Origin of the sequence: Arthrobacter sp. NPDC056727, assembly GCF_042790555.1 — a bacterium.
Lineage (GTDB): Bacteria > Actinomycetota > Actinomycetes > Actinomycetales > Micrococcaceae > Arthrobacter.
The window spans coordinates 1-4305 of the sequence record NZ_JBHTZA010000054.1; the positions used below are offsets into that span (position 1 = coordinate 1).

At 55.7% G+C, this 4305-nt stretch carries 2 rRNA genes; both read left to right on the forward strand.

Going from position 1 to position 4305, the window contains the following annotated elements:
* A 16S ribosomal RNA gene (locus ACFRAH_RS24160) occupies positions 1-1154 on the forward strand; the annotation flags it as partial.
* A gap of 516 nt (positions 1155-1670) precedes the next feature.
* Positions 1671-4305: ribosomal RNA gene (locus tag ACFRAH_RS24165) — 23S ribosomal RNA — on the forward strand; the annotation flags it as partial.

Sequence of the window (4305 nt, forward strand, 5' to 3'; positions counted from 1 at the left end):
GGGCGGAAGCCTGATGCAGCGACGCCGCGTGAGGGATGACGGCCTTCGGGTTGTAAACCTCTTTCAGTAGGGAAGAAGCGAAAGTGACGGTACCTGCAGAAGAAGCGCCGGCTAACTACGTGCCAGCAGCCGCGGTAATACGTAGGGCGCAAGCGTTATCCGGAATTATTGGGCGTAAAGAGCTCGTAGGCGGTTTGTCGCGTCTGCCGTGAAAGTCCGGGGCTCAACTCCGGATCTGCGGTGGGTACGGGCAGACTAGAGTGATGTAGGGGAGACTGGAATTCCTGGTGTAGCGGTGAAATGCGCAGATATCAGGAGGAACACCGATGGCGAAGGCAGGTCTCTGGGCATTAACTGACGCTGAGGAGCGAAAGCATGGGGAGCGAACAGGATTAGATACCCTGGTAGTCCATGCCGTAAACGTTGGGCACTAGGTGTGGGGGACATTCCACGTTTTCCGCGCCGTAGCTAACGCATTAAGTGCCCCGCCTGGGGAGTACGGCCGCAAGGCTAAAACTCAAAGGAATTGACGGGGGCCCGCACAAGCGGCGGAGCATGCGGATTAATTCGATGCAACGCGAAGAACCTTACCAAGGCTTGACATGGACCGGATCGCTGCAGAAATGTGGTTTCTCCTTTGGGGCCGGTTCACAGGTGGTGCATGGTTGTCGTCAGCTCGTGTCGTGAGATGTTGGGTTAAGTCCCGCAACGAGCGCAACCCTCGTTCCATGTTGCCAGCACGTAGTGGTGGGGACTCATGGGAGACTGCCGGGGTCAACTCGGAGGAAGGTGGGGACGACGTCAAATCATCATGCCCCTTATGTCTTGGGCTTCACGCATGCTACAATGGCCGGTACAAAGGGTTGCGATACTGTGAGGTGGAGCTAATCCCAAAAAGCCGGTCTCAGTTCGGATTGGGGTCTGCAACTCGACCCCATGAAGTCGGAGTCGCTAGTAATCGCAGATCAGCAACGCTGCGGTGAATACGTTCCCGGGCCTTGTACACACCGCCCGTCAAGTCACGAAAGTTGGTAACACCCGAAGCCGGTGGCCTAACCCCTTGTGGGAGGGAGCCGTCGAAGGTGGGACTGGCGATTGGGACTAAGTCGTAACAAGGTAGCCGTACCGGAAGGTGCGGCTGGATCACCTCCTTTCTAAGGAGCACCTACAGCACGGTGCCTGTGGCGTATGCCTGGGTGACTGGTGTTGTCAGGAGTAAAGGCCCGCAGCACAGACGTTCGTTCTGTGGCGGGTGCTCATGGGTGGAATATCAATGAATAGGTGCCTGGTGGCGCGGATTGTTGGTGAGTACGGGTTGGCCTCCTTTGGGGGGTTGGTTCAGGAAATGCCGGGGGTTCGTTGTTGTTGGGTGGTGTTTGGCACACTGTTGGGTCCTGAGGCAACAGGGCTTCCGGGGAGGGTTTGTTTCTCTTGCCGGGGGTGCTTTGTTTCTGGTTTCCTGGCTGCGCCGATCGCGCACGGTGGTTCCCTTTGTGGGGGTCTGGTGTGTGGGGTGTGTGGTACGGGGTTGTTGTTTGAGAACTACATAGTGGACGCGAGCATCTTTTATAAGAAGCAATTTCCAAGATATTTGAACCTGGATCTGGCTGCATGCTTTTGGGTGTGTGGTTGGTTTCCGTGGTTCTCTCGAAAATGTTTTTGATCTTTGTGGTCAAGTTTTTAAGAGCACACGGTGGATGCCTTGGCATTAGGAGCCGAAGAAGGACGTAGGAATCTGCGATAAGCCTGGGGGAGTCGATAACCGGACTGTGATCCCAGGGTGTCCGAATGGGGAAACCCCGCCAGACGCGCGAGTGATCTGGTGACCCGCATCTGAACACATAGGGTGCGTGGAGGGAACGCGGGGAAGTGAAACATCTCAGTACCCGCAGGAAGAGAAAACAACAGTGATTCCGTTAGTAGTGGCGAGCGAACGCGGATCAGGCTAAACCGTTTCCATGTGTGATAGCCGGCGGGCGTTGCATGGGCGGGGTTGTGGGACTTGTTGTCCTGGTTCTGCCGGACCGGGGAGGTGTGAGTGCTGGTATAGGTGAACGGTCTTGAAAGGCCGGCCGTAGAGGGTGTGAGCCCCGTAACCGTAATGCTGTGCGCCGCCTTTGATGAGTATCCCAAGTAGCACGGGGCCCGAGAAATCCCGTGTGAATCTGTCAGGACCACCTGATAAGCCTAAATACTCCCTAATGACCGATAGCGGACCAGTACCGTGAGGGAAAGGTGAAAAGTACCCCGGGAGGGGAGTGAAACAGTACCTGAAACCGTGTGCTTACAATCCGTCGGAGCAGCCTTGTAGTTGTGACGGCGTGCCTTTTGAAGAATGAGCCTGCGAGTTAGTGTTACGTCGCGAGGTTAACCCGTGTGGGGAAGCCGTAGCGAAAGCGAGTCTGAACAGGGCGTTGCAGTGGCGTGATCTAGACCCGAAGCGAAGTGATCTACCCATGGCCAGGTTGAAGCGACGGTAAGACGTCGTGGAGGACCGAACCCACTTCAGTTGAAAATGGAGGGGATGAGCTGTGGGTAGGGGTGAAAGGCCAATCAAACTTCGTGATAGCTGGTTCTCCCCGAAATGCATTTAGGTGCAGCGTTGCGTGTTTCTTTCCGGAGGTAGAGCTACTGGATGGCTAATGGGCCCTACAAGGTTACTGACGTCAGCCAAACTCCGAATGCCGGTAAGTGAGAGCGCAGCAGTGAGACTGTGGGGGATAAGCTTCATAGTCGAGAGGGAAACAGCCCAGACCACCAACTAAGGCCCCTAAGCGTGTGCTAAGTGGGAAAGGATGTGGAGTTGCGAAGACAACCAGGAGGTTGGCTTAGAAGCAGCCATCCTTAAAAGAGTGCGTAATAGCTCACTGGTCAAGTGATTCCGCGCCGACAATGTAGCGGGGCTCAAGTACACCGCCGAAGTTGTGGCATTCACATATTTTCCAAGCCTTTGTGGTTCAGGAGTGTGGATGGGTAGGGGAGCGTCGTGTGGGCGGTGAAGTCGCGGTGTAAACCAGCGGTGGAGCCTACACGAGTGAGAATGCAGGCATGAGTAGCGAAAGACGGGTGAGAAACCCGTCCGCCGGATGATCAAGGGTTCCAGGGTCAAGCTAATCTGCCCTGGGTAAGTCGGGACCTAAGGCGAGGCCGACAGGCGTAGTCGATGGACAACGGGTTGATATTCCCGTACCGGCGAAAAACCGCCCATGTTGAACAGGGGATACTAACCGCCCGAGACCTGCCTGACACCCCTTGTGGGTGAAGGGTTTTGGTGGAGCGCGGGACCTGATCCTGGGAGGCAAGCGTATTAACAGGTGTGACGCAGGAAGGTAGCCGAGCCGGGCGATGGTTGTCCCGGTCCAAGGATGTAGGGCGAACGGTAGGCAAATCCGCTGTTCATGTGCCTGAGATCTGACGGGACTCCCGTAAAGGGGGGATTCGGTGATCCTATGCTGCCTAGAAAAGCATCGGCGCGAGGTTTTAGCCGCCCGTACCCCAAACCGACACAGGTGATCAGGTAGAGAATACTAAGGCGATCGAGAGAATTATGGTTAAGGAACTCGGCAAAATGCCCCCGTAACTTCGGGAGAAGGGGGGCCCCAACCTTGAACACCACTTGCTGGTGGGAGGGGATCGGGGCCGCAGAGACCAGGGGGAAGCGACTGTTTACTAAAAACACAGGTCCGTGCGAAGTCGCAAGACGATGTATACGGACTGACTCCTGCCCGGTGCTGGAAGGTTAAGAGGACCGGTTAGCCTCACGGCGAAGCTGAGAATTTAAGCCCCAGTAAACGGCGGTGGTAACTATAACCATCCTAAGGTAGCGAAATTCCTTGTCGGGTAAGTTCCGACCTGCACGAATGGAGTAACGACTTCCCCGCTGTCTCAACCATAAACTCGGCGAAATTGCAGTACGAGTAAAGATGCTCGTTACGCGCAGCAGGACGGAAAGACCCCGAGACCTTTACTATAGTTTGGTATTGGTGTTCGGAGTGGCTTGTGTAGGATAGGTGGGAGACGTTGAAGCCCGGACGCCAGTTCGGGTGGAGTCATCGTTGAAATACCACTCTGGTCACTTTGGACATCTAACTTCGGCCCGTAATCCGGGTCAGGGACAGTGCCTGATGGGTAGTTTAACTGGGGCGGTTGCCTCCTAAAAAGTAACGGAGGCGCCCAAAGGTTCCCTCAGCCTGGTTGGCAATCAGGTGTCGAGTGTAAGTGCACAAGGGAGCTTGACTGTGAGAGAGACATCTCGAGCAGGGACGAAAGTCGGGACTAGTGATCCGGCGGTACATTGTGGAATGG